The following is a 25,365-nucleotide window of genomic DNA, read 5'->3' as shown; positions in this document are numbered from 1 at the left end:
GGCTGCTCCTGTCTTTTCTTCAATGATCAATCACATTCGCTTCACCTGTTGGGCTCTTATGCCGCAATTGTACCGTTTATTTTTTGTGTTTTGCTTGGTAATGTTTTCTCTTTCGTCGCTTTTCTTTGATTTGAGAAGCACTGGAAGCCAAATCCAAATCCTCGCTTCCCTCTTCTTGCTTGTCTTGTCTTTTTTCTGCCCGCGCCATGAGGACTTTTTGCCTAAATCGACGGTTTCCCAGGAATTTCAGTGCACACATCAATGGTTGACGATTTTCTCCTACCAAACCAATCAATTCGATAAACAATTCAATACCGAATCCTGTACTGATGATCAGTAAAATGATTGCGGTGTTGCTGGCATAATTCATCAATAACGCAATAAATGAAAAAACCATCGCCAAGGCATAGATCGTCAAGACCGTGCCACGGTGGGTAAACCCTAAGGAAAGTAAGCGATGATGCAAGTGCATTTTATCCGCCGATGAGATTTTTTGTTTATTAAATTTTCTGCGAATCATGGCATAGACGGTATCCGTGATCGGTACTCCTAATATCAGCATCGGGGTAACCACTGTAATGAAGGTCGCATTTTTTAAGCCTTGCAACGATAGGACGGAGATCATGAAACCTAGAAAAAGTGCCCCAGTGTCCCCTAAAAAAATCGTGGCTGGATAAAAATTATAAGGAAAAAAGCCAACGATCGCAGCGATCAGCGTAAAGATCACCATCGGTACTTCAACTGAATTCGGTAAAAAGAAGTAACTGATGATCCCAATGGTCGTCAGACTGATAATAGAGACCCCACTCGCTAGACCATCCAAACCATCAATCAAGTTGACTGCATTCGTGATCGCCAAAATCCACAGGATCGTCATAGGCAGTCCAAGCCACCCCAAATCAAAAACCCCAAGATAAGGGATCGAAACCGTACTGATTTTGATGCCGGCAACAAAATAGATCTCCAAAGCCGCTAACGTCAAGCCTAGCGTTTTTTGCATAGGGGTCAACTCGAAGATATCATCCAATAATCCAGTAACTACGACGATGGCTGCCCCTAAAAGCATCGGCCAGACGTAGTCAAAAGGAATCATTGCGCGAAATTCCCAAAGCAATGCAAAAGAGAAGGAGAGAAAGATGCTTAATCCCCCTGCGGTCGGCATTGTTTTGGTGTTGATTCGGCGATCTCCTGGTCGATCGACTGCGCCGATCTTAAAAGAAATCAATTTAATGATCGGTGTTAGGATTAAAGACACGATCATTGTTATAAATAAGCGCATTACAAATTTGAATGCAAAATCCATCGTTTATTCTCGCTTTCCGTTATTTCTCTTTATTGGTAAATGTATCCTCGATTTTCGAAGAAATCCGCTGAACAGGATCTGTTCGTTCTTTGATCTCTTGTCCTGATACATACTCTTCTACCACTGCGTTGATGATTCCACCCAAGATAATAATCGTCGCAGCAAGATTCAACCAGATCATTAAAACAATAAAACTTCCAATAATTTGATAGCCAATGATTTTCGCAGCAAAGTAACGGGCGTATAAGCCAAACACTTGTGACAGCAACATCCAGCCAATCGTTGCAAAGATCGCCCCCGGCAAAGTCGAACGCAACTTGACCTTTGCATTCGGCACTAACCAATAGATCAGCATCATGATGAACAGCAAAGCAACGATCGTGACTGGCCATTTGACTGTTTGGAACGTATCGATCAGATTGTCTTGAAACTTAAAAATCGGCTGCAAAAAATCAAGAATGATTTTTCCAAGCCCAAATACCATCGTAACACCAACGATCGCAATCATAAAGAGCAGGATGATCACAAATGAAACTGCGCGCACCACGATAAAATTGGAACGCTGGTCCACACCGAAGGCTTTGTTCATCGCAATTTGCAAGGCATTGATACTTTGACTCGCCGACCACAACGCCGCTAAAGCGGAGATCGACAACAATCCACCAGAGCTTGTGGTGAGGAGGTTTTCGATCGCTGGTCCGATAAAATCATAGATTTGATTCGGGATCAATTCCTGTACATAAGATAAAACCGTGTTCGGATCAATTGATAAATAAGGCAAAAGATTCCCCAGCGCAATCATTAACGGGAAAAGTGAAAGCAATAAATAGTAGGCCACAACGACTGATGTAGTCCCCATTTCTGAATCGGTTATTCTATTTTGCGTTGTTTCAATGAAACGCATCAGCTTTTGATTGCTTTTTACTTTATCAACGATTTTCATGTTTCTTCCTCCGCCAGCGAATCATCTGCCTTTTTTTCTTTGTCATACGTAACAATCAGAAGTCTCCTACCACCAAAATTTAGTAGGTTCCTTCTTCTCCTTGAGAAGTTAAAATTCTCGGACCATCTTTGGTGATCGCCAAACTATGTTCATATTGGCAGCTTAAGCCGCCATCTAATGTATAGGCGGTCCAGCCATTAGGATCCATTTTCATTTTCCACGTCCCTGTATTGATCATAGGTTCGATGGTAATAACCATTCCTTCTTTTAAACGTAACCCTTTGCCGGCTTCTCCGTAGTGAGGGATCATCGGACTTTCATGGATCGTTGGGCCAATGCCGTGTCCTACGAAATCACGCACAACCCCGTACCCTTCTTTTTCCGCATACGTTTGAATGGCATGACCGATGTCACCGATTCGGTTGCCCACTTGCGCTTGTTCGATTCCTAGATACAACGCTTTTTTGGTTACTTCCATTAATCGATCAATCTCAGGCGTCGAGTTCCCTACGACATAACTCCAGCAAGAATCAGAAATGGCACCTTTTAAATCAATACACATGTCGACTTTGATCAGATCGCCGTCTTTCAATGGTTTTTTTCGAGGAAATCCGTGACAAATCTCATCATTGATACTGCAGCAAGTGGCATATTTATAATCTTCAAAACCAATTTGGGCAGCGATGCCGCCGTGGCTTTCAATATAATCTCTGACAAACACTTCGATATCCCAACTGGTGATACCTGGTTTGATGAAACTGCGTAATTGTTTGTGGACATCTGCTAACAGCGCGCCGGATTCGGCCATGCGGTCAATTTCTCTGGCAGATTTTAATGTAATCATGTTCTCGTCTCCCTTAATTAAATTCCTCTTATTTTACCATAGAAATCCCTTATTTTACAAAATTCACAGACATTGTAAAGAGTTTTTCAAGTTTTGTTTTCAAACTTTCGTGCATTTGCTATAATCTGTAAGAGAGTTTTCCTTGAGAATAGGAATGAGATTGGAGGAAAAAGCCCATGGCTTTAGCAAAAATCGTCTATGCAAGCATGACGGGGAATACGGAAGAAATTGCGGATATCGTTTCTGAAGCCCTTGAAAACCTTGACATGGAAGTAGAAATGAATGAGTGTACCCAAGTGGATGCAGATGACTTTGAAGATGCTGATATCTGTATCGTCGCAACGTATACATATGGAGACGGAGAACTACCGGATGAGATCGTCGATTTTTATGAAGATTTGCAAGAACTTGATTTAAGCGGCAAAATCTTTGGAGTCTGTGGCTCCGGCGATACTTTTTATGATGACTTTTGTAAATCCGTTGACGACTTTGAAGCCGCCTTTAGCAAAACTGGTGCGACAAAAGGAGCAGACAGCGTCAAAGTTGACTTGGCTGCAGAAGAAGACGATATTCAAAACTTAGAAGCCTTTGCCAATAAACTAGCAGAAGCATTCGCTGAATAAAACAAGAAAACCTCTGACAAAATCACTTGATTCTGCCGGAGGTTTATTGTTTGCTTAATGATAACTGATATCGATGGGTGTTTCTCTTGCTAAAATATTATCGGTGGTTTCCGTCATCAGCTTAGCAATCTGATCTTCTGTCGGATGGATGATTCCCGAAGACATCAATGCCGCTAAGCCAGTAGCGACGATCCAGACACCGGTGTGCAAAGATTGTAATTTTACATCAGATAGATCTTGATATTTTGGTTCTTTTTTCACTGATTTCACAAAAAGGTCAAATGAAAACTGTTGCATGGAATCCCCACCACCATGCTCTTCTAAGTATAGCGCTCGGTATAATCGTTTTTCTTTATTTGCAAAGCCAATATAATTTAACGTTAAGTCGACGATGACATCTCCCCGTCTTTCAACTGGAAAGACTTCTGTCGCTAAGTAGTCGTAAATCTGATTGATCAATGCATTTTTTAAGTCATCCATATTTTTAAATTCTAAGTAGATCGGTTGCGTTGAACATTTCATCTTCGCTGCGATATTGCGTGCGGTAAAACGTGTAAATCCTTCGGTTGCGACAACTTCATAGGCAGCTTTTAAAATCTGGTCTCTAGTAATAGTTTTCTTTCTTGCCATAATTTTTTAATCTCCTTAATTCTGCTATACATCGCTTTCAGAAATACCTTTTACTTATTGTATCATGTTTTTTTAAGTTTGCAAAAAAACTTTTAAAATTATTGCCCTTAGTGTTTCCAGTTTTTCAATTTGAAGACCACTGTTTTTTTGCTCACTTTTTCGTTTGTTTTCAAAAATACTTAGTGCTATCATGAAGACAGTTATAAATTTAGAATAAATGGAGGAATTTTAATGGTTTTACCAAACTTTAATCAGAACCTTGAAAAATATGCCCAACTGATCACTGAAGTTGGCGTAAATGTCCAAAAAGGGCATACGATCGTCATCCAAATCGCCGTGGACCAAGCACCTTTAGCTCGTCTATTAACGAAAAAAGCGTATGAATTAGGTGCAGACGAAGTAATCGTCCAATGGACCGACGATGAGATCCAAAAAGAATTTCTTACTCATGCGGCCGAAGATCGTTTGTCTACGATTCCTCAGCACAAAATTGATCAAACAGAAGATTGGGTTGAAAAAGGTGCGAGCCGCATCAGTGTCGTTTCTGCCAATCCCGATGCGTTAGCGGGCGTCGACTCAGACCGAGTGGCAACTTTCCAAGCTGCTTCTGGTAAAGCGATGATGAAATTACGTCAAGCAACACAAGCCAACAAAGTCAGCTGGACTGTGGTTGCGGCGGCTGGTCAAGATTGGGCCCAAAAAGTATTCCCTGACGCTTCCCCTGAAGAAGCACAAGACAAGCTTTGGGATCAAATTTTCAAAACGACACGTATCTATGAAGAAGATCCTGTCGCAGCTTGGAAAAAACACGATGAAACCTTGCAAGTTAAAGCTGAAGAATTGAACAAAGAACAATTCAGCGCATTACACTATAGAGCACCGGGTACCGATTTGATCATCGGTTTGCCTAAAAATCACTTGTGGGAAGGTGCTGGCAGTTACAATACCCGCAATGAAAAATTCATGGCGAACATGCCAACAGAAGAAGTCTTTACTGCCCCAGATAATCGTCGCATCGATGGCTATATTTCAAGTACAAAACCATTGAGCTACGCAGGCACCATCATCTCTGGGATGAAGTTCACCTTCAAAGACGGCAAAGTCGTGGACTTTTCTGCAGAACAAGGCGAAGAAGTGTTAGGCAAACTGCTAGCAATCGATGAAGGAGCAAAATCTTTAGGTGAAGTCGCATTAGTTCCTGATCCTTCCCCTATCTCACAATCCGGCATCATCTTCTTCAATACGTTGTTCGATGAAAATGCCTCAAACCACTTGGCTTTAGGCTCCGCTTATGCCTTCAGCTTGCAAGGCGGCACTGAGATGAGTGAAGAAGAACTGGCAGCGGCTGGTTTGAATCGCAGCCAAACCCACGTAGATTTCATGGTTGGCTCTGACCAAATGTCCATCGATGGCATCAAAGAAGATGGCACCACGGTTCCTGTCTTCCGCAATGGTGACTGGGCTTAATAAAAAAAAGGCTGAGGTGGAGTTGCTCCCCTCGGCCTTCTTTTACATAGAATATTGGAAACCGGCGGCTTTTTTCGTAGTAATCAGCCGGCTTTTTTGATAAAATCTACTTTGATAGTCTTTGATAAGAGAGGATGGATCCGATGACACCAAATCGTGAAGATTATTTAAAGCTCATCTTAGAGCTTGGTGGTGACCAAAAGAAAATCAATAACAAACAAATCGTGTCAGGTCTGGACGTCTCAGCAGCTTCAGTAAGTGAAATGATTTCAAAATTATTAAAAGAAGGCTTAGTGGAACATTCACCTTATCAAGGGGTACAGTTGACTGAAACTGGTTTAGCTTCTGCAAGTACTCTGATCCGCAAGCATCGTTTATGGGAAGTCTTTCTTGTGGAGCACCTGCATTACTCATGGAATGAAGTTCATGATGACGCAGAAGTTTTAGAACACGTCACCTCGGAAACACTGGCGAGCCGCTTAGAAGCCTACCTTGATCATCCTCGGTATTGCCCACATGGCGGAATGATCCCTGAACAAGGAGAACTCATTCACGAAGGCGAAAAAAACACCATGAGTTCCTATCCGGTAGGAACAAAAATTCGTATCGCCCGTGTCCTTGACGAACGAGAACTGCTGGATTACCTCGTTTCGATCCAATTGAATATTCATGAAGAATACGAGATCGTCGATGCGGCAGCATACGAGGGTCCGATTACGATCAAAAATGATACAAAAGAAATTGCTGTCAGCTACAAAGCCGCCAGCACGATTTTTGTCGATAAACTGTAAGGAGTGAAGATGATGGAAAAAAAGGTCCTTTTTACGATTTTTGGCGGTACGGGCGACCTTGCCCAACGCAAACTATACCCTTCTTTGTTTCGGTTGTACAAAAAAGGCGATTTGAAAGAAGATTTTGCAGTCATTGGTACTGCTCGCCGTCCTTGGTCGGATGAACACTATCGTGAAGTAGTAATAGGTACGATCAAAGAATTGAGCGACTCACAAGAGCAAGCAGAGACATTCGCTTCTCATTTCTATTACCAATCACATGATGTAACAGATACGAGTCATTATGATTCATTGAAAGATTTAGCGGAAACCTTAGATCAAAAATACCATTTAGAAGGCAATCAAATTTTTTACTTAGCGATGTCTCCTAACTTCTTTGGGACGATCGTTTCTCACTTGAAATCCCAAGGGATGCTAGATACTGACGGCTACCATCGGGTGATCATCGAAAAACCATTTGGAAGCGACTATGACTCAGCAAAAGACTTGAATGAAGAGATCAATCAAGTCTTTACAGAACAAGAAATATACCGGATCGATCATTATTTAGGAAAAGAAATGATCCAAAACATTTCTGCGATTCGTTTTGCCAATAACATTTTTGAGTCGATGTGGAACAATCGGTACATTGACAATGTTCAGATCAATATCGCAGAAAACTTAGGTGTTGAAGAACGCGGTGGTTATTATGATAAGAGCGGCGCCTTAAAAGATATGGTCCAAAACCATATTCTACAGATCCTTTCCTTATTAGCCATGGAGCCGCCAGTGGCTTTTTCTGAAAAAGAGTTACGGACAGAAAAAATCAAAGCCTTAAATGCGATCCGTATCTACTCCGAAGAAGAAGTGAAACAACACTTCGTTCGTGGTCAATACGATAAAGGACAATTAGAAGACAAGAAATTTGTTGGCTACCGTGAAGAAGCCAATGTCGATGAAAAATCGGCAACGGAAACCTTCGTTGCTGGGAAATTCTTGATCGATAACTTCCGCTGGTCCGGCGTACCATTTTATGTACGCACCGGGAAACGCTTGACGGAAAAAGGCACTCGCATCAACATTGTCTTTAAACAAGTCCCAGTCAATGTCTTTAAGCAAGACCTGAATGAACAAAAGCAAATCGAGAGTTTGGCACCGAATGTGCTGACGATTTACATTCAACCGACGGAAGGCTTCTCTCTTTCCTTGAACGGAAAAGAGATTGGCCAAGGGTTTGAGACATTGCCAGTGAAGCTCGATTACCGAAATAGTACTGAAATCGTCGAAAACACCCCTGAAGCCTACGAAAAATTGATTTTAGATGCTTTGAACGGGGATGGCACTAACTTTACCCATTGGGATGAAGTTGCCCAATCTTGGCGCATCGTTGATGTGATCCGTCACGCTTGGGACCAAGAAACACCTGATTTTCCAAACTATGCCGCAGGAACGATGGGACCCCAAGCTGCCTATGATCTCTTAGCTGCCGATGGGTTTGAATGGATCTGGCGTCCCGATGAATGGTATCGAGAACGGGATTTACTAAATGAAAAATAAGCAAATGGTCAATTGGATGAGGAAAAAACATCCAATTGGCCGTTTTTCTTTTTTTCCGTCTGTTTATAATAGAAAGAAATGAGAAATGAAAGGAGCAGCAAAGATGAAACAAGTCTTATCGATCGCCGGTCTCGACAGTTTGGCAGGCGGCGGCATGACGGCGGATTTGAAAACATTTGAGGAATTCGGGGTGTTTGGTCATGCCTTATTGACCTGTGTTGTCGCCATTAACGATAATCTTTTGTTCCATGATCTTCCTGAGCCTGTGATCCGAGCACAATTGGATTCGCTGCGTTCGACCGTATCCCTAGATGCAATCAAAATCGGGCTGCTTCATCAAACGGCCATCATTGAATTGCTGCGGGATTTTTTACAAGCATTTACCGGACCAATCGTGCTCGATCCCGTGCTTGCTTTTAAAGAAGGAGATACCGCCTTTAATCAATCGTATCAAGCAGGATTGATCTCCTTGTTTCCTTCCACAGCATTAGTGACACCTAATCTGCTCGAAGCTCAGCACCTCTCTGGTCAAACCATTACGACGTTGGCGGAAATGAAAACCGCGGCGAAAAAAATCCATGCATTGGGTGCCCCAAATGTTCTGATCAAAGGTGGCAGTCGACTAACTGGGGAAACAGCCTACGACCTTTTATACCACTCTGGACAATATACTGTTTTTGAAGCAGAAAAAAGTACCCGCCCCACAACCAACGGTGCTGGTTGTACCCTTTCATCGGCGATTGCCGCTTTACTTGCCAAAGGTACTTCATTGGAAACAGCTGTTCAAACTGCAAAAGCATTTGTTTGGGCAGGAATCGAAGAGGGGCTACCTTTAGGTACCTCCGGAAACGTCAATCAACTTGCCTACTTCAGAAAGGATGAATACGTATGAAAGTAAGAAATTTAACCACGATCGCTATGCTGACGGCACTCACGTGTGCACTTTCTTTGACCTTTATCATTCCTGTTCCGCAAACGAAGGGTTTTGTGACCTTATGTGAAGCAGGGATCTATATCTCGGCCCTTTTGTTTGGTCCTAGCGCCGGGGCCTTCGTCGGTGGAATGAGCGGCGGCATCATTGATTTTCTATCAGGTTACCCTGAATGGGCCTTCTTTTCCATCGTGATTCATGGTGTACAAGGCTGGATCGTAGGCAGAATGAGCCACCGGCCACTAGCAGCCGTCATTGTCGGCAGCTTGATCATGATCGCCGGCTACGCAGCAGCAACAGTTTTGCTATTCGGGTTAGGCGCTGGGATCGCCTCAATTCCAAGTAATTTGATCCAAACGGTCTTTGGCAGCATCGTTGCTTTACCCCTGACGCATGCCTTGCGCCGCACGAAAAAGTTTTCTTTAAATGAAAGGTGATTCTTATGACAGATATCAATCAATTAAAAACGGATTTAACTACGATCGTTGAAGAAGTCATTACGACAGCGAACGTTGGTGAAAACGATCTTTTTGTCCTTGGCTGTTCAACAAGTGAAGTCGTTGGCGGCTTGATTGGCAAAAATTCCAGTCAAGAAGTAGGCATGATCATCGTCGAAACACTGCGAGCGATCTTGCGTCCTAAAAATATTCATTTAGCCGTTCAAGGCTGTGAACACCTCAATCGGGCTTTAGCCGTTGAGCGTAAAACGGCTCAGCTCTATCACTTAGAAGAAGTCGCTGTAGTGCCCCAGCTGCATGCAGGCGGTGCTTGCTCAGTTGCGGCTTTCCAGCTGTTCGATGAGCCTATTGAAGTGGAGCACATAGTGGCAAAAGCTGGCATCGATATTGGTGACACAGCGATCGGCATGCATGTCAAACATGTACAAATCCCGATCCGTCCCTCTATTAAGACCCTCGGCGCTGCCCATGTCACAGCTCTGGGATCACGGCCTAAATATATTGGTGGTCCTCGTGCGCATTACGCACAATAAGCGAATCGTATAATAATCGAAAAGCCCTCATCAAAAAGAAAAAGCATGCTTCGGCGTGCTTTTTTTGTGTCAACGTTCCTGCTATTGCCTCCCCCTTTCCTTCAGAGTGCTCTTTTTTCACTATTTTCTCCACTCCATCATATGGCAGCTTTTTTTACTTCAAAGGCTAGTTTCTTTCTGGTGTAAAAAGAGCGGCAGCTGCCGCCTTCCTTTTGTCATAAATTCGTCAGAATTTCATCACAAAAAGAAAAGAAAGATACCAGTAAGCCCGTAAATTTCTTTTTTCTTTCCTTGATAGACTGAATGTAGCAAGAATCGAAAAGTGGAAGGAAGAAAAACATGAAAAAAATCGCCATTATTTTTGGAGGCAATTCACCGGAATACACCGTTTCTTTAGCCTCAGCAACTAGCGCAATCGAAGCACTCCAATCATCTCCCTATGATTACGACCTCTCTTTGATCGGGATCGCCCCAGATGCTATGGATTGGTACTTGTATACAGGGGAACTGGAAAACATCCGACAAGACACGTGGTTGTTGGATACGAAACATACACAGAAAATCCAGCCGCTATTCGAAGGAAACGGCTTTTGGCTAAGTGAAGCGCAGCAAACGTTGGTACCTGATGTTTTATTTCCCATTATGCATGGTAAATACGGGGAAGATGGCAGTATCCAAGGATTGTTTGAATTGATGAAGCTGCCTTATGTAGGCTGTGGGGTGGCAGCCTCTGCCTTATGTATGAACAAATGGTTATTGCATCAAGCAGCAGCAGCGATTGGCGTACAAAGCGCTCCTACGATTCTCTTGACAAATCAAGCCAACCAGCAAAGACAAATCGAAGCCTTTATCCAGACCCATGGCTTTCCAGTTTTCTTTAAGCCTAATGAAGCGGGCTCCTCAAAAGGGATCACAAAAGTAACTTGTGTTGAAGAAATCGCTCCTGCCTTGAAGGAAGCCTTCGCTTATTGTTCCGCAGTGCTCTTACAAAAAAATATCGCTGGCGTTGAGATTGGTTGCGGTATCTTAGGCAACGACTCTTTGACTGTCGGTGCTTGTGACGCTATTTCATTAGTAAACGGTTTTTTCGATTTTGAAGAAAAGTACCAGTTGATCAGCGCCAAAATCACCGTTCCTGCGCCATTGCCTGAAACGATTGAAACCAAAGTCAAAGAACAAGCTCAGCTGCTCTATCACAGTCTTGGTCTTAAAGGACTTGCTCGCATCGACTTTTTTGTCACGGATCAAGGAGAACTATACTTGAATGAAATCAATACTATGCCGGGCTTTACGAGTCACTCCCGTTATCCTGCCATGATGGCAGCAATCGGCTTATCCTATCAAGAACTACTACAAAAACTGCTTGTCTTAGCAAAGGAGGAAGGCAAATGAATCCCTATCTACAGTTAGTTAGCAAAGAGTTTCCATTAGAAAAAAACCAAGAGCCGCCCCACCTAGTCCTTGCTGCTTTTAGTGAAGAAGAAGTTTACTTGCAGCCTGAAGCAGCCAAACAATGGGAACGCCTCGTCAAAGCCTTAAAACTTGAAAACGAGATCTGCTTATTAGACGGCTATCGAACCGAAAAGCAGCAACGGCATTTATGGGAATATTCCTTAAAAGAAAATGGATTAGCCTATACGAAACAATTTGTGGCGTTGCCCGGCTGTAGCGAGCATCAGTTAGGCTTAGCGATCGATGTTGGTTTAAAGGGCAGCCAGAATGATTTGATCTGTCCACGTTTTCGTGACAGCGCAGCCGCTGATTTATTTACCCAGGAAATGATGAACTACGGATTTATTTTACGCTATCCCGCAGACAAACAGGAGATTACAGGGATTGGTTACGAACCATGGCATTTTCGTTATGTCGGTTTGCCTCATAGTCAAATCATGGCCAATCAACAGTGGACCTTGGAAGAATACCATCATTATCTTGAACAGACCACGAGGCAGTTCGCATGAAGAAGAATCAGGGAATCGAGCAGTTTCGGGTGATTTTAGCGATGATGGTGGTGGCGATCCACTGTCTGCCCCTTCATCGATTGTGGCCCGATGGTGATATCCTGATCACATTGACTCTTTTCAGAATCGCCGTCCCTTTCTTTTTTATGATCAGTGGGTATTATGTGTTCAGTGACTTAGCCACCCAAAACAGCTATCCTACCAGACAGCGTGTCTGGTCATTTATCAAAAAGCAGCTGCAAGTCTATCTCATAGCCACACTGCTTTTTTTGCCGCTTGCTTGGTACAGCGGCATGCTAAGGTTGAACATGCCACTAGGCACTTTTATTCAAACTTTGCTAGTCAACGGCATCCTTTATCATCTATGGTATTTTCCAGCGATCATTACCGGCAGTCTATTAGTGATGGGACTCTTGACACGTCTTTCTTTCAAGCAGGTGTTTTTCATTGCTGTCGGTTTGTATGTGGTTGGTTTAGGTGGGGACAGTTGGTCTGGCCTGGCTGCCCAAACACCCCTCGCGTCATTCTATTCACTGATTTTCCAACTATTGGCTGGAACTCGCAACGGCATTTTCTTTGCTCCCTTGTTTTTGCTCTTAGGGGTACTAGCCAGAAGATTTGCCCAAAAACCTGCTTCTCCCCATCGCTATAGTTATCTAATGATTAGTCTGATTTGCTTGCTTTTGGAAAGTTACCTTTTGCATCACTTTACCACGCCGAAACATGACAGCATGTATGTTTTTTTGCCCTTCGTCCTGTTGTTTTTATTTCCGATCATCCAGCAATGGCAAGCACCCATAATCTGGAAACAAGCGGGTCGACTGTCCCTTTGGCTCTATTTGCTCCATCCTTATACCATTGCAGTGACCCATTTTCTTAGTCAGAAACTGCCCTTGCTGCAAAACAATCTGATCAATTACTTCGTGGTCTTAGGATTGACCATCGGATTGATTTATGGTCTCTTTGCTTTGCAAAAGCTGTTCTCGTTTCCGAAAAAAACGCCGCTCCACTTGCAGCGGGCAACCAAAGAATTTTCAGCCCCCGCCTTGCTGCACAACTTGCAGGAAATCAAACGAGTGATTCCATCCACAACAAAAGTGATGGCGGTCGTTAAAGCGGATGCCTATGGTTGTGATGCGAAGACGGTCGCAGGCACCTTAGAAAGAGCCGGCGTTGATTTCTTTGCCGTTGCTACCCTTGAAGAAGCCATTGAATTACGGCGAGCTGGCATCAAAAGTCGCTTACTGATTTTAGGGTACACTTCTGCCCAACGTGCCAAAGAGCTGAAACATTATTCCTTGATTCAAACCATCGTTAGTGAGGCCCATGGGCATGCTTTAGCCCAAACAAGCATTCCGATCGAATGCCATTTAGCGGTAGATACTGGTATGCACCGCTTAGGCGTTGCACCTGATCTTGAGACAGTTACTGGACTTTACGCCTTGCCATCCCTCAAGATCACAGGCATTTTTTCCCATCTAGGCTCTTCAGATCAGCTAGATACGGCAAGTATCTTACGGACACAAGCCCAAATCACTTGTTTTGATGATCTATTGGCTGGCTTATCCGCTAGAAATATTGCCTATGGACTGACGCATCTGCAAAGCAGTTACGGAATATTGAATTATCCAGAGAAACAGTATGATTATGTACGCCCGGGTATTCTTTTAACTGGTTCCCTGAGTGTCCCGAATGAACCAACAAAACAGAAGATAAATGTACAACCGATTTTGACTCTCAAGGCTTTACTGGTAGACAAAAAAACAGTCGCATCCGGAGAAGCGATCGGCTATGGACTAGCCACTGTTTTTGATCGACCTACCACGATCGGGATCGTTAGTATCGGCTACGGTGACGGAGTCCCCCGTACCCTATCAAATCAAGGATTCCAATTGTCTTATCAAGGGGTTTTACTCCCGCAGATTGGGTTGGTTTGTATGGACATGCTCTTGATCGATTTAACGGACTATCCGGAACTGGCGGTCGAAAGTTCGTTCGAAGTAATCAGCGATTGGACGACTACAGCTGATCAAGCACAAACCATTACCAATGAATTGATCAGCCGCCTAGGTTCCCGCATCACCTCTAGTTCAAAGTAGAAAACGAATGCATTCGCTTACGGATTACGGTATGATGTGGGTAGAGCAAATGGTAATGTAAATGAAAAAATGATCGTAGATAGTTGGAGTGAATCAAGGATGGCAGAAAAAATAATCGTTGTTGATGATGAAAAAGAAATCGCCGAGTTAGTCACGACGTTTCTAAGAAATGAAGGCTTCCAAGTGGAACCTTTTTATGATGGAACGAGTGCTTTGGCTTATCTCGAAAAAGAAACAGTCGATGTGGCAGTTTTAGATGTGATGCTGCCGGATATCGACGGCTTTCAGCTGTTACAGAACATTCGCAAAACCCACTTTTTTCCAGTACTGATGCTCACTGCCAAAGGAGAAGATCTGGATAAAATTACCGGTCTAAGCCTAGGTGCAGATGATTATGTGACCAAACCTTTCAATCCATTAGAAGTTGTTGCTCGGGTCAAAACGCAGCTACGGCGATACCAACGATACAATCAGTCAGCTGTTCCGCAGAAGATTGAAGAATACGAAAAGGAAGGCTTACTGTTGAAAATCAACAGCCACCAATGTTTTCTTTATGGCAAAGAGGTTTTTTTGACCCCCATCGAATTTAAAATCTTGCTTTACTTATTTGAACACCAAGGATCGGTCGTTGCCTCAGAAACCCTTTTTGAAGCAGTCTGGAAAGAAAAATATTTAGACAACAATAACACAGTGATGGCACATATTGCCCGTCTGCGGGAAAAGCTAAACGAACAACCACGCAAACCGAAATTAATCAAAACTGTATGGGGGGTCGGCTATATCATTGAAAAATAGAAGTCCATTGATTCGGAAACTTTTGACTCAATACTTTATCACCACAGGTGTTTTAATGCTCCTCTTAATTCTGATCCCTTTAACTGTTCGTTTTGTAGCAGGATTGAGGGTTTGGTATGGATATGAACCCATTTATCAAATTTTACGTCTTTTTGCTGACTATTGGCTTCTTTGCTTAGCCATCGGTGCCTTGCTGATCTGGGCAAGTACAACGATTTATTATATGAGTAAAGCCATCAGCTATTTGAATGAAACGATCCAAGCCACGAATCAATTGATTGCCGAACCCACGAAGCGAATCATTCTCTCCAGCAATCTGAACGATGTGCAAGAAGAAATGAACCAGTTACGGGAAAAAAATCTCCAAGATCAACGAGCAGCCAAAGAAGCAGAGCAGCGGAAAAATGATTTGATCGTCTATCTCGCACATGATTTACGTACACCTTTGACCAGTGTGATCGGCTACTTGACGCTGTTAGAAGAGGAACCACAGCTTTCTACCGAACTACGGGCACGCTATACCAAGATCGCCTTGCAAAAAGCCCAGCGGCTAGAATTATTGATCAGCGAGTTTTTCGAAATCACCCGTTTTAATCTTACAACGATCGCCTTACAGACCGAAACCACGGATCTTAGCTTAATGCTGGAACAGTTGACGTTCGAATTTTTACCGCTGTTAGAAGAAAAGAACCTTCATTGGCAACTGCAGCTACAGAAAAAAGTCTTTGCGACCGTTGATACGGAGAAAATGGAACGCGTTTTTGATAACTTGATCCGCAATGCCATCAACTATAGTTATACCGATTCCCCCTTGCATTTAGCCATCAGTGCCTCTGATGATATCTTGATTCGATTGACCAATCATGGGAAAACGATCCCTGCTGAAAAGATTGGCTTGATTTTTGAGCCTTTTTATCGGATGGACGCTTCACGAGCGACTGCGACTGGTGGAACCGGTCTGGGGCTGCCGATCGCCAAAGAAATCGTTGAAGCATTAGGTGGAAAAATCTGGGCGGAAAGCCGTGACGAAACCATCGTCTTTTCGATTCGCCTACCAAAGGCAGCAATGGAAAAAAATGAACAGCGATCAAAGCCCCATCCATCTGAGCCAACTTCCTAACATGCAAACAACCTGAGCATTTCACTGCTCCCCTTCTGATTTAGAAGGAGGACGAGCTGCTCAGGTTATTTTTTATTGTTTGCTTATTGATACACCAATGATCGTAACGCTTGGTCGACTTTTTCTGCCGCTAGGCGTCCTTCACGAATCCCCCAGATCACTAAGCTTGGTCCTCTTTTAGCATCGCCTGCCACTAAGACCCGTTCATTATTTGTTGTATAATCATCATAAACTTCTCGTACACCAAAGGCATCAAAGAGTTGGGTCTCTGCGCCAATAAAGCCCATTGCCAACAAGACTAAATCCGCCTTGATCACTTGCTCTGTACCAGGGATCGGCTGAAACTGTTGATCCACCGAGACCGTTTCAATAGCAATCAACTGGCCACGTTCGGCGCCGATAAAGGCCGTTGTGGACACCCCATGATACGTCACTTGTGTTTGCAGCACTTCAGCCGCTTCTTCTTGCCCATAGCCTGTGCGGGCTGTCATTGGGTATTCAGGCCAAGGGTTGCTGTCGGTACGTGTCAATGGCAGTTGGGGCGTAATCTCCAATTGGCGCACAGAAGCGGCTCCTTGCCGAATCGCTGAGCCAATACAATCATTTCCAGTGTCGCCGCCGCCAATCACGACGACGTGCTTGCCAGCAAGTTTTTTACTGGTTGCCGCTTTGCCATGCTTTAATACATCTTTAGTTGCTTCCGTCAAATAATCGACTGCGAATTGGACCCCAGTCAATTCACGACCAGGAATTTTCAAGTCACGAGGAACGCTGGCACCTGTCGCCAAAATGACCCGATCATACTGAGCAGCCAATTCCTCTGCTGACAAGTCACGACCGATCTCCGTATTAGCGACAAAGGTCACCCCTAGCTCTGCCATTAGATCAATACGTCGCTGCACGACATCTTTGTCTAATTTCATATTTGGAATACCATACATTAGCAAACCGCCAAAGCGATCGCTGCGTTCATAGACCGTCACTTGATGTCCTAGTTGATTCAAGCGCCAAGCAGCGGATAAACCAGCCGGTCCACTACCAACGATCGCCACCTTGAAACCAGTCGCTTCTTGAGGCAACCCGGAAGCTTTGACCCAATCGTTTTCAAAAGCAGTATCGATAATAAAACGTTCATTGTCATGGATCGTGACACCTGAGCCATTCAGTGCCTCGGTACAGCCTTTTTCACATGGAGCAGGACAGACACGCCCTGTCATTTCTGGTAGTGGATTGGTTTTGGCTAAACGCTCAAAGGCGGCTTGGAAACGCCCTTGATAAACCAGATCATTCCATTCAGGAATCAGGTTGTCATTGGGACAACCTGAAACCGCCCGTTGCCCGCCGTAAAAAGAACCTGTATGACAAAAAGGAATGCCACAATTCATACAGCGCGCCGCTTGCTCTTGACGCTCATTTTCAGGCAACGGCGTCTGTAATTCTTGCCAGTCTTGGATACGTTCTGAAACCGGTCGGGTAGGATTTTCAACTCTTGGGTACTTTAAAAAACCAAATGGATCTGCCATATTAGTCGCGCTCCTTTCCTGGAATAGTCAATTGTGGGCCGACGACGGCTTCGAAAGCTTTCGTCACAAGTTCCTCCCCGATAAATCCTTGCTCAGCCAAAGTCTCCGTTGCTTGGATCATCTGATGGTACTCTGTCGGATAGACTTTGATGAAATGTTGCTGCTGATTTTCCCAATCTTCTAGGATCTCAGCCGCCTTCAATGAATCTGTATAGGCAAAATGCTGCTGGATCATCTCCTTCAGCTGATGGTCATCGCCACTTTCGCCAATCCGGTACAAATCAACCATTTCCCGATTGCATTTTTCTGCAAAAGTTTGATCAGGGTCATAGACGTATGCCACGCCACCGGACATTCCGGCACCGAAGTTGCGGCCGGTTTTTCCCAAAATCACCACAACGCCGCCAGTCATGTACTCACAGCCATGGTCCCCAACACCTTCTACAACGACTTTGGCTCCACTATTACGGACGCAAAAGCGTTCGCCAGCAATGCCGCGGAAATAGCCTTCACCCCGATTCGCCCCAAAACAAGCAACGTTACCGACAATCGGTGAATGCTCTGCGTCATAAGCGGCATCTTCAGGCGGCACAATGATCAAACGGGCACCACTCAGTCCTTTGGCTACATAATCGTTGGCCTCGCCAATCAGTTTCAACTGGATGCCTTGGGTGGCAAACGCCCCAAAACTTTGTCCAGCAATGCCGCGGTACGTAAACTGCAACAAACCTGGTGTTACTTCGTAATTGCCAAAGCGTTCTGCGATCCAGCCCCCTAAACGAGCGCCGACTGAACGTTGAACATTATTGATCGTATGATTCATAACGATTTCTTGATTATTGTCGATAGCTGCTTGGGCAAAAGCGTCTAATTCTGGCCACTGTCGTTTCTCAAGGAATGGGTCCGTCACTTTCCGTTCGATTGGGATCGTCGTCCCAATCATTCTAGAAAAGTCTAACGACTTTGCTTTGCCCTTGGCAACGAAGCGTGGTGTCAACACTTCCGCGTGTCCTACCATCTCATCAATCGTGCGAAACCCTAGCTCGGCCATTGTTTCCCGTAAATCTTCTGCTAAAAAGTACATCGTATTGATGATGTGCTCAGGTTTCCCTGCGAAAAATTTGCGCAACGCTGGATTTTGCGTAGCAATGCCGACAGGACATGTATTGATACTGCAAACCCGCATCATGACACAACCAATCGCAACTAGCGCTAAAGAGGCAAAGCTATATTCTTCTGCTCCTAAAAGAGCAGCAATGGCGATGTCTCGACCCGTCATTAATTTTCCATCTGTCTCTAAGGTCATTCGCTGCCGCAAATGATTCATAGCTAACGTTTGATGGGCTTCTGCAAGCCCCATTTCCCAAGGCAAGCCAGCATCACGAATCGAATTTCTCGGAGAAGCACCGGTCCCACCGTCATAGCCTGAGATCACGACTACGTCTGCGCCGGCTTTGACGACACCGGTAGCGATCGTACCCACGCCCGTACTAGAAACCAATTTGACATTGATCCGTGCATAGGGATTGATTGCCTTTAAGTCATAGATCAGCTGAGCTAAGTCTTCAATCGAATAAATGTCGTGATGTGGTGGCGGCGAAATCAATCGGACCCCAGGTGTTGAGCCACGAATCTCAGCGACCCACGGGAAGACTTTGTTGCCTGGCAATTGCCCCCCTTCACCAGGTTTCGCCCCTTGCGCCATTTTGATCTGGAGTTCGTCCGCACTCATTAAATATTCGGCGTTGACACCAAAACGGCCAGAAGCTACTTGTTTGATGCGACTATTATAATTAATGCCATTCACTGGTTTGAAACGATTTCGGTTTTCTCCACCTTCTCCACTGTTGGATTTTGCCCCGATCGCATTCATTCCTTCAGCAATACAGCGATGCGCCTCTTCACTTAGAGAGCCGTAAGACATCGCACCGACTTTAAATCGTTTGACGATCGTTTCAACTGGCTCCACCTCAGCTAATGGAATACTGCGTCTTGTGTTCGCAAAAGTCCACATAGAACGGAGGGTCGTTGGATTCTCTAACGCGTCTTGGTTCATCTCCGCCGCATATTCTTTATAAAGCGCATAGCTGCCGGTACGAACAGCTTTTTGAAATCCATAAATCGTTTTTGGATTGAACAGATGATGTTCCCCGTCAGCTTTGTATTGGAAACTACCACCCGAATCAAGATAATCCACGCGTTTCTCGCCATACGCCGCTTCATAACGCGTTAAGTATTCTTGCTCGATTTGCGCTAATGAAAGTCCACCGATACGAGTAACCGTGCCGGTAAAGTATTCGGAGATAACTTTCTCAGAGATACCAACAGCTTCAAACAATTGCGCCCCATGGTAACCGGCAATCGTTGAAATCCCCATCCGTGACATAATTTTGACAATACCTTTCTCACAAGCTTTGCGGTAACTTTCAATCTTTTCTGAAAGCTCAAAATGCGCCAATGTCTGGTAAGCCCCATAAGGGTGGACCCCACTTGCTCCGTAGCCGACTAACATGGCATAATGATGGACCTCACAGACTTCCGCAGTATCTACAACGATCGATGCCAAGGAACGTTTGCCTTTTCGCACCAAGTAATTGTGCAGGCCCGATACTGCCAAAAGGATCGGAATTGCCAATTTTCCTTCTTGCGGCTGAATGACTTCCCGATCACTTAAAATGACGATCGTTGCCCCAGAATCGATTTTTTGTTCCGTTTCTTTAAAAAGCGCTTCTAACGCTTGCTGCAATGCTGCTCCATTTTCTGGTACATAATCATAGAGAATCGACTGTAAAACCGCTTTTTGTCCCTTTTGATCTAACTGTTTGATTTTTTCATATTCACTCGTTTTTAACACAGGACTAGCAATCTTCAGCTTATTGCAATTGATTCGAATGTCCTTTGAAACATCACCATCTCGACCTAAAAACAGTTCGGTACCAATTACCAATTTTTCACGAATCGCATCGATTGGCGGATTGGTCACTTGAGCAAATTGTTGTTTAAAGTACGTAAACAAAGATTGGGGACGTTCGCTTAAAATGGCTAACGGAGAATCAAACCCCATGGAGATCACTGGTTCTTCTCCCGTTTGAGCCATTGGTAAAATCAACGTGCGAATGATCTCATCCGTGTAGCCATTTCGTTTCCAAAGGGTCTGGATCGCATCATCTGCCGTTTCCTCCTGTCTTTCTGCGTCAGGAAGCAGCTCTGGTGTTAATAAGTGATCCGCTAACCACTCTTGGTAAGGATGGGCGTTCGCATAATGCGCTTTGATTTCTTGATTGCGTAAGATCACCCCTTTTTTGGTATCCACCAAAAACATATTTGCTGGTCCAAGCACCCCTTTTTCAATCACTTCTGACGCTGGCAAATCGACAACCCCTGACTCAGAGGCCACGATAACAAAACCAGCTTTCGTGATCGAGTAGCGAGATGGCCGCAACCCATTTCGATCGAGTGCAGCTCCTACCAGATCCCCATCGGTAAAGCATAAAGCTGCTGGTCCATCCCAAGGGGCCATAAAGCTTGCATTGTATTCATTAAAAGCCGTCAGTTCTGGCGTCAAGCCAGCTTCTTTGGACCATGCTTCTGGCACCATCATCAACAGTGCTTGGGGAATGTCTCGACCTTGACGATACAAATACTCCATACAATTTTCCAACTTCGCCGAATCGGAGTTTTCGTCATCGTAGACTTCGATCTGATGTCCATGCATCCAATTTTCCGCCCCGCGTAATGTGTTGATTTCGCCATTATGGGCTAAGAAACGAAAAGGTTGCGCCCGACTCCAGCTTGGAAAGGTATTCGTTGAAAAACGAGAATGGGTCAAAGCAATACTGGAAGTCATTTCTGGGCTTTGAAGATCTTTGAAAAACAAGCCAACTTGATAGGCATGCAGCATCCCTTTATAAACAACTGTCTTACTAGATAAGCTGCAGATAGACAGCTCATCGGTATGATACGTTTTTTCCAGTTTTCGCCGTAACCGATAAAGCTGATCTTCAAAGGGACGGCCTGCAGCTACATCGACAGGTTTTTCAATAAAGACTTGCACAAATGAGGGCATGACTTTTTGAGCCCCTGGCCCACATTGATAATAATCATAAGGCACATCTCGTTGCCATAAAACCGTAAAACCCATTTGTTGAATGTCTTTAGTTACTTCTTCTTGGACCTGTGCTGCTCGGAGCTTTTCTTTCGGTAAAAAAAACATCCCAACAGCATAGGCGCCTTTTTCAGGCAATGGGATTTCGGCCTCTTTTGCTCGCTGTTGAAAAAATGGATCAGGCATCGCCATCAAAATCCCAGCTCCGTCTCCTGTGTCAGGTTCTGCCCCAGTTCCCCCTCGATGGTTCATCCGTTCTAACATCGTTAAGGCATTTTGCACAAGTTCTCGAGAATAGCGACCATCTTTTTGTGCAATAAAGCCCATCCCACAAGCATCTTTTTCAAAAGCGGCATCGTACATCATTTGGTTCGTTTTCCTCATCATCTCTAAATCACTCATGGAATCACACTTTCTTTCAATATTCTGAATATTCCGATTTTTAACAGTTTACAATCTGTTTTTCTATCTGGCAAGTTTTTTTTACTTGATCCGTGCTCGTTGATTTCTTCCTTCAAGGGTTACTTAAATCCATTGAACAAATAGTGACTAGTAAATCACAGGCAGGAATCTTCGTCTAATAAGGTTTTTTTATTATACAATAAACTGTCGGAAAATTATTGCAAACAAATGAGAATCGTTATCAATTAAGTTAGATTTTCTCATTTGGATGTCACAAACAGCTGTTTATGTCCCATTTTCAAGGAACAAGCTTGACTGATTTCAAAAAAAGATGACCCGCAATGGGGTCATCTTTTTTCATTCTTTTATTTTTCAAAGCCTTCTGCAACTGCTTCGGGATAGTTTTCTTTGACGATGGCTGCACAATGGCCGCAAAGTGTTGGCAGTTGCTCTTCTACACCAACATCTACACGGACTTGGCGGCAACGTTCACACACTTCACCTTCGGCTTTTTCCACTAAGATCGCCACGTCTTCGAATTGATAGGCCGCTTCTGGTGCTGCTTCCCCTGCTTCTTTGATCGTTAAGAAGTCTGGTGAAATGATCAGCAGTTGTGCAATATCTGAATCGATAGCTTTTAGTAATGCCGCAACCGGTTCGGTTGGATAGACAGTCACTTTTGCTTCAAACGATTTCCCAATCAGTTTTGCATTACGCGCTTCTTCCAATGCTTTTAAGACATTGTCACGAAAATCAAGGAAAGCACGCCATAAATCAAGCAGCTCTTCTTGGTTAGCAAATGTATCATAGCCAGGGAACTCCGCTAATTGAACATATTCCTCTTCTTCTTTCAAATGTGACCAGATTTCCTCTGCCGTATGGGGAATGATCGGCGTCAGTAATTTCGTCAACGCAACCGCTGTTTGATAGAAGACGGTTTGCATGGCGCGACGTTGGAAATCATTTTCAGCTTCGATATAAACGACATCTTTTGCAAAATCCAAATAGAAGGATGACATATCGACTGTCAAGAAGTTGATGACTGTCCGGTAAATATGCAAGAAGTTATATTTTTCATAGCCATCTTCCCGAATCGTTTTGATCGTTTGATTCAAACGAACCATCATGTATTTATCAACAGAACGCAAGTTTTCAAATGGTACGCTGTCTTTTGCTGGATCAAAATCATTCGTATTAGCCAATAAGAAACGCATGGTATTGCGAATTTTCCGATAGACTTCTGACACTTGATTCAAGATATCCATAGACACTCGGACATCCGCTTCGTAGTCAACACTGCTGACCCAAAGGCGCAAAATATCCGCACCCATTTGATTGATCACTTTTTCTGGTGCAATGGTATTACCAAGAGATTTACTCATCTTGCGACCTTCGCCATCTAAGGTGAAGCCTTGAGACAAGACGGCTTTATATGGTGCGACTTCGTTGATCGCAACACTAGTCGTGATACTTGAGTTGAACCACCCACGATATTGGTCAGAACCTTCCAAGTACATGTCAGCTGGGAATGTCAATTCTGGACGTTGACGTAACACCGCTTCGTGAGAAGAACCTGAATCAAACCAAACATCCATGATGTCAGTCTCTTTCGAGAATTTTCCGTTTGGTGAGCCTGGATGCGTGAAGCCAGCTGGCAGTAATTCTTCTGCTTCTTTTTCAAACCAAATCGTTGAACCATGTTCAGCAAATAAGTTTGCCACATGCTCAATCGTTTCAGGCGTAATGATGGCTTCGCCGTTTTCTGCATAGAAGATTGGCAACGGAACGCCCCACGCACGTTGACGAGAGATCACCCAGTCGCCGCGGTCGCGAATCATATTGTACAAACGGGTTTTGCCCCATGGAATGATCCAATCTACTTTTTCGATCTCATCCAAAATATTTTGACGGAACTTATCAATAGACGCAAACCATTGTGGCGTTGCCCGATAGATGACTGGTTTTTTCGTCCGCCAATCATGTGGATAGCTGTGAGTAAAGAAGTTTAGTTTTAATAGGGCTCCTTTTTCTTCTAAAAGCTCAGTGATCATTGGATTGGCTTTGTCATAAAAGACCCCTTCAAATCCTGGTGCTTCTTCTGTGAAGACCCCACGGCTATCGACTGGTGATAAGACATCTAGACCATATTTTTTGCTGACGATGTAGTCATCTTCCCCGTGTCCTGGTGCAGTGTGGACCAAACCAGTACCGGCATCCAATGTCACATGGTCACCTAACATTACTAGAGATGTACGATCATAAAAAGGATGTTGTGCCGTCATTTTTTCCAATTGATCGCCAGCCAATTCTTGTAATACTTCGACAGATTCCCAACCGATCTCATTCGTCACGGTTTCTAATAAATCTTTTGCCACGACGAATTTGCGGCCATCGGCCAAGATTTGAACATAGGCAAAGGTTGGATTCACAGAGATTCCTAGGTTCGCTGGTAAGGTCCATGGTGTCGTCGTCCAGATAACAAAAGCTGTATCTGAATCAAGCAAATCTTTGCCATCTGCGACTGGAAAAGCCACATAGATTGATGGTGATTTCACATCTTTGTATTCGATCTCAGCTTCTGCTAATGATGATTCACTAGATGGTGACCAGTAAATTGGTTTCAATCCTTTGTAGATGTAGCCTTTTTCTGCCATTTTTCCGAACACGCGGATTTCTGCTGCTTCATAATCTGGTGTCAATGTGATATATGGATGATCCCAGTCACCAGAAACGCCTAAACGTTTGAAATCAGCTCTTTGTGTATCCACTTGTGTCAAAGCATATTCTTCACATTTTTTGCGATATTCTGCCAAGCTCATTTCTTTGCGCTTGATCCCTTTATTGGTCAGTACTTGTTCGATCGGTAAACCATGAGTATCCCAACCAGGTACATAAGGGGAACGGAAACCTGACATCGATTTGGAACGTACGATGATGTCTTTACTGATTTTGTTTAATGAATGTCCGATATGGATATTTCCATTTGCGTAGGGAGGGCCATCGTGTAAGACAAAGGTTGGCTTGCCTTCATTTAATTCTTGACGACGTTGATACAATTGATTTTCTTCCCATTCTTTTTGCCAATCCACTTCACGGTTTGGCAAGTTGCCTCGCATTGGAAAAGCGGTTTTTCCAAGATGCAGTGTTTCTTTCATTTTCATTCTTGTTTCGCTCCTTTTCGTCTCTCAACGTTTTGGTATAGTTTCAAATTCCATCGACTCGATCAACCGATTGCTTCTATTGAACCTGTCAAATGGATTGGTTGCCATAAATTCAAAGCATTCAGGATTCACTGATTGTT

Annotated in this window: 19 protein-coding genes; 12 read left to right on the top strand and 7 right to left on the bottom strand. The window is 44.0% G+C overall.

Going from position 1 to position 25,365, the window contains the following annotated elements; all coding sequences use genetic code 11:
* Positions 1-76: 76 nt before the first annotated feature.
* The 3 genes from ENLAB_RS13480 to map form a co-directional block, all read right to left on the bottom strand.
* Entirely contained in the window at positions 77-1,303 is a 1,227-nt protein-coding gene (locus tag ENLAB_RS13480; protein WP_086299204.1) for a glycosyltransferase family 4 protein, read from the bottom strand.
* 19 nt (positions 1,304-1,322) lie between these two features.
* A complete protein-coding gene (locus tag ENLAB_RS13475) occupies positions 1,323-2,246 on the bottom strand; it encodes a YihY/virulence factor BrkB family protein (protein WP_005237256.1) in 924 nt (307 codons plus the stop codon).
* A gap of 79 nt (positions 2,247-2,325) precedes the next feature.
* Positions 2,326-3,090: a type I methionyl aminopeptidase gene (gene map, locus ENLAB_RS13470; protein ID WP_008377375.1), complete on the bottom strand. Its 765-nt coding sequence runs from the start codon at positions 3,088-3,090 to the stop codon at positions 2,326-2,328.
* Positions 3,091-3,266: 176 nt separating this feature from the next.
* Here map and ENLAB_RS13465 point away from each other — a divergent pair, with 176 nt between their 5' ends.
* Positions 3,267-3,713 carry a flavodoxin gene (locus tag ENLAB_RS13465; RefSeq protein WP_086293074.1) on the top strand — a complete coding sequence of 149 codons (447 nt, stop codon included), beginning with the start codon at positions 3,267-3,269 and terminating at the stop codon, positions 3,711-3,713.
* Between the two features lie 54 nt (positions 3,714-3,767).
* On the opposite strand, the gene ENLAB_RS13460 is transcribed toward ENLAB_RS13465, so the two are convergent.
* A complete protein-coding gene (locus tag ENLAB_RS13460; RefSeq protein ID WP_005228861.1) occupies positions 3,768-4,343 on the bottom strand; it encodes a TetR/AcrR family transcriptional regulator in 576 nt (191 codons plus the stop codon).
* A gap of 231 nt (positions 4,344-4,574) precedes the next feature.
* Here ENLAB_RS13460 and ENLAB_RS13455 point away from each other — a divergent pair, with 231 nt between their 5' ends.
* The 11 genes from ENLAB_RS13455 to vanS all read left to right on the top strand — a co-directional run bounded on the left by ENLAB_RS13455 (position 4,575) and on the right by vanS (position 16,034).
* Entirely contained in the window at positions 4,575-5,810 is a 1,236-nt protein-coding gene (locus ENLAB_RS13455; RefSeq protein WP_244351564.1) for an aminopeptidase, read from the top strand.
* A gap of 143 nt (positions 5,811-5,953) precedes the next feature.
* Positions 5,954-6,601, top strand: a complete 648-nt coding sequence (efaR, locus tag ENLAB_RS13450) for a transcriptional regulator EfaR (RefSeq protein ID WP_140965673.1) — start codon at positions 5,954-5,956, stop codon at positions 6,599-6,601.
* A 9-nt stretch (positions 6,602-6,610) separates the two neighbouring features.
* Positions 6,611-8,137, top strand: coding sequence for a glucose-6-phosphate dehydrogenase (gene zwf, locus ENLAB_RS13445; RefSeq protein WP_140965674.1), 1,527 nt, complete (start codon positions 6,611-6,613; stop codon positions 8,135-8,137).
* A 103-nt stretch (positions 8,138-8,240) separates the two neighbouring features.
* Positions 8,241-9,029 (top strand): bifunctional hydroxymethylpyrimidine kinase/phosphomethylpyrimidine kinase, encoded by a 789-nt coding sequence (gene thiD, locus ENLAB_RS13440; protein WP_244351562.1) that lies wholly within the window; start codon positions 8,241-8,243, stop codon positions 9,027-9,029.
* Positions 9,026-9,505 (top strand): ECF transporter S component, encoded by a 480-nt coding sequence (locus tag ENLAB_RS13435; RefSeq protein WP_015510153.1) that lies wholly within the window; start codon positions 9,026-9,028, stop codon positions 9,503-9,505. The genes thiD and ENLAB_RS13435 overlap by 4 nt, the downstream gene beginning before the upstream one ends.
* A gap of 5 nt (positions 9,506-9,510) precedes the next feature.
* On the top strand, positions 9,511-10,059 hold the full coding sequence (locus tag ENLAB_RS13430; protein WP_077453516.1) for a TIGR01440 family protein: 549 nt from the start codon (positions 9,511-9,513) through the stop codon (positions 10,057-10,059).
* A 339-nt stretch (positions 10,060-10,398) separates the two neighbouring features.
* The gene (gene vanC, locus ENLAB_RS13425) at positions 10,399-11,451 is read left to right on the top strand and encodes a D-alanine--D-serine ligase VanC (protein WP_244351560.1); all 1,053 of its coding nucleotides are present in this window, start codon (positions 10,399-10,401) and stop codon (positions 11,449-11,451) included.
* Positions 11,448-12,020, top strand: a complete 573-nt coding sequence (vanXY, locus tag ENLAB_RS13420) for a D,D-carboxypeptidase/D,D-dipeptidase VanXY (protein ID WP_244351558.1) — start codon at positions 11,448-11,450, stop codon at positions 12,018-12,020. Before vanC ends, vanXY begins: the two co-directional genes overlap by 4 nt.
* Positions 12,017-14,119, top strand: a complete 2,103-nt coding sequence (vanT, locus tag ENLAB_RS13415) for a membrane-bound serine racemase VanT (protein ID WP_244351556.1) — start codon at positions 12,017-12,019, stop codon at positions 14,117-14,119. Before vanXY ends, vanT begins: the two co-directional genes overlap by 4 nt.
* A gap of 99 nt (positions 14,120-14,218) precedes the next feature.
* On the top strand, positions 14,219-14,914 hold the full coding sequence (vanR-C, locus tag ENLAB_RS13410; protein WP_063856725.1) for a vancomycin resistance response regulator transcription factor VanR-C: 696 nt from the start codon (positions 14,219-14,221) through the stop codon (positions 14,912-14,914).
* The gene (vanS, locus tag ENLAB_RS13405; protein ID WP_305879419.1) at positions 14,904-16,034 is read left to right on the top strand and encodes a vancomycin resistance histidine kinase VanS; all 1,131 of its coding nucleotides are present in this window, start codon (positions 14,904-14,906) and stop codon (positions 16,032-16,034) included. Before vanR-C ends, vanS begins: the two co-directional genes overlap by 11 nt.
* Before the next feature lie 83 nt (positions 16,035-16,117).
* On the opposite strand, the gene ENLAB_RS13400 is transcribed toward vanS, so the two are convergent.
* From ENLAB_RS13400 to ileS, 3 genes are all read right to left on the bottom strand, one after another.
* Positions 16,118-17,557, bottom strand: a complete 1,440-nt coding sequence (locus tag ENLAB_RS13400) for a glutamate synthase subunit beta (protein WP_081118413.1) — start codon at positions 17,555-17,557, stop codon at positions 16,118-16,120.
* Between the two features lies 1 nt (position 17,558).
* The gene (gene gltB / locus ENLAB_RS13395; RefSeq protein WP_195265987.1) at positions 17,559-22,064 is read right to left on the bottom strand and encodes a glutamate synthase large subunit; all 4,506 of its coding nucleotides are present in this window, start codon (positions 22,062-22,064) and stop codon (positions 17,559-17,561) included.
* Between the two features lie 365 nt (positions 22,065-22,429).
* Positions 22,430-25,225 (bottom strand): isoleucine--tRNA ligase, encoded by a 2,796-nt coding sequence (gene ileS / locus ENLAB_RS13390; protein ID WP_081118411.1) that lies wholly within the window; start codon positions 25,223-25,225, stop codon positions 22,430-22,432.
* Positions 25,226-25,365: the final 140 nt, after the last annotated feature.

This window comes from Enterococcus innesii (assembly GCF_022846515.1).
GTDB classification, from domain to species: domain Bacteria; phylum Bacillota; class Bacilli; order Lactobacillales; family Enterococcaceae; genus Enterococcus_D; species Enterococcus_D innesii.
The sequence above is the reverse complement of the archived record's forward strand: the minus strand, read 5'-3'. Positions and strand labels throughout refer to the sequence as shown.